2 protein-coding genes are annotated in these 2,366 nt (G+C 68.8%); one reads left to right on the top strand and one right to left on the bottom strand.

Annotated elements, in window-relative coordinates; genetic code table 11:
- Window positions 1-52 precede the first annotated feature (52 nt).
- The gene (gene egtD, locus ACI3K3_RS25515) at window positions 53-976 is read left to right on the top strand and encodes an L-histidine N(alpha)-methyltransferase (RefSeq protein WP_404918893.1); all 924 of its coding nucleotides are present in this window, start codon (window positions 53-55) and stop codon (window positions 974-976) included.
- Between the two features lie 24 nt (window positions 977-1,000).
- Here the strand turns inward: egtD and ACI3K3_RS25510 are convergent.
- Window positions 1,001-2,366 (bottom strand): sensor histidine kinase (locus tag ACI3K3_RS25510; protein WP_404918891.1); only part of this gene is annotated, 1,366 nt, incomplete at its 5' end.

The raw sequence follows: 2,366 nt of genomic DNA, 5'->3' as shown, positions 1-2,366 counted from the left end.
AACCACGTATGTCCCCACCGCTTTCCAGCCCGATCCCGCCTTCCGCGCCGACGTGCTGCAAGGCTTGTCCCAGCCGCAGAAGGCGGTTCCCGCCCGCTGGTTCTACGACATGCGCGGGTCGCAGCTGTTCGAGGCGATCACGCAAGTTCCGGAATACTACCCCACCCGCACCGAGGCCGCGTTGCTCCAGGCGCACAGCGCCGCCGTGGCGGAGCGGGTCGGCGCCGAAGCGACAGTGGTGGAATTCGGCTCGGGCAGTTCGATCAAGACGCGCACGCTGCTGAGGGCCATGCCGCGCGCCACTTACGTGCCGATCGACATCTGCGGCGAGTTCCTGGACGAAGCCTGCGCCGCGCTCCAGGGTCTGTTCCCGGCCCTGCGCATCGTGCCGGTGGAAGCCAATTTCATGAATCCGGTGAACCTGCCGCTGCCTCCGGTGCATGGCGATGAGGCGCGCCCGATGCTGGGCTTCTTCCCCGGCTCCACGATCGGCAACCTCACCCCCGTGGCGGCGGTGGACCTGCTGCGCTCCATGCGCGAAACCTTGGGCGAAGGCGCGCACCTGCTGATCGGCATGGACCGGGCGAAGGATCCCGCCCGCCTGGTCGCCGCCTACGACGACGCGAGCGGGGTGACGGCGCTGTTCAACCTCAACCTGCTCCAGCGCATCAACCGCGAACTGGGCGGCTCGATCCCGGTGGGCGAATTCCGCCATCTGGCGCGGTGGAATCCCGAGGCCGGGCGGATCGAGATGCACCTTGAGGCCCGCCGCGCCATCCGCTTCGAAGTGGACGGACGGCCGTTCCGCATGGAGGGCGGCGAAACCATCCACACCGAGAACTGCCACAAGTACCTCCCCGGCGAAATGCGCGTCCTGCTCGCTGCCGGTGGCTGGCGCGAAACCGAACACTGGACCGATCCGCAAGGCGATTTCTCGCTGATCCTGGCGCGCGCCGACATCGAGCAGGAGGCTTAAGGACGGACCCGGCGCCGCCCACCCTCACCCGTTCGCAGCCGCCGGATGAAACCGCATCCGGAACACCGCCCCTTGCGGCACGTTGCGCGCCACTTCGAGGTTGCCGCCGGTCCGCGCCATCAGTTCGCTGGCGATGGCGAGGCCCAGCCCCGAGCTGCGCTGGAAATCGCGCCGAACGGAAGCGAAGCGGGCGAAAAGCTCGGTGCCTTCCTCTGGCACGCCCGGTCCGTCATCCGCCACGCCGATCTCGCCGGAGGGATCGACGCTCACCACCACCCGCGTCCCGGCGGGCGTGTGCTTCATGGCGTTTTCCAGCAGCGAATCGAGCGCGCGCGCGGCCAGGTGGTGCGGCGCGAAGACCGGCGCGCGATCGGTGCCGACGATCTCGATATCCTGCCCCCGCGCAAGGAACAGCGGCGCAATCGCGGCGACCCTTTCCTCGGCCAAGGCGCGGAGATCGGTCACTTCGCCGGGATCGCAGGCCATGGCGTCCACTTCGGCAAGCAGCAGGAGCCGCTCGACCATGGCTTCCAGCGCGTCGATCTGGCGTTGCAGACGCGGGGCGGCTTCCGGCGAACCGCCCTGCTCCACCAGCAGCCGCAGGATCGACAGCGGCGTGCGCAGTTCGTGCGCCGCATCCGCCGCGAAGTCCCGCTCTATCCGGTAGGCTTCCTCCACGCGGTCTAGTGCGGCGTTGATGGCATTCAGCAGCGGCAGGACTTCCTCCGGCATGCCGGACGTGTCGACGCGCTGCCGCAACTGATAGGGGGAAACTTGCGCCACCTCGCGCGAGGCCCGCTTCAGCGGCGCCAGCGACTGGCGCACGATCGCCGCATCCACCGCCAGCAGCCCGATCAGGAACACCGCCAGCAGCCCCCCGCCGACAAGGGCGATCTGCGTGCGCAGATCGTCGAAGATGACGTCCGGATGATCGAGGTTCTGGACGATCACCAGCCAGCTGTCGCGCTCTCCCAGCAACGGCATGGAGACCCCGGAATAGATCCTGGCCCCGCGCACCCGCTTGAAATAGGCGGTGCGGGCGCGCATCGGCACCTGTAGCGAGGGATCGGCGCGCAAGTTCTCCACCGCGACGCGGCGGCCGCGGTCCTCGATCCAGAAACTGAAGCTGGAGCCCCCGCCGCGCAGGGCCGCCGCCGTTCCCTCTGCGATCGTCCAGCCGCCCGCGCTGCGGCGCAGGCCATGCTGCATCTTCTGCGCATATTCATCCAGGATCTGGCGTTGCAGCCGGTCGCCGGTGCTGTCGATCAGCAGCATCGCGCCCCAGGCCGCCAGCACTGCCGTAATCAGAGTGGCACCGGCATGGAGCAGCAGGATGCGCCGCAGGATCGAATGGGTCCGCCCCTTTTCCCCGCCCTTCCCGCCTTCCGCC

This window comes from Novosphingobium sp. ZW T3_23 (assembly GCF_044987305.1).
In the GTDB taxonomy this organism is placed as follows: Bacteria; Pseudomonadota; Alphaproteobacteria; order Sphingomonadales; family Sphingomonadaceae; genus Novosphingobium.
Note: the sequence above shows the minus strand (reverse complement) of the source record. Positions and strands in the feature narration are given on the sequence as shown.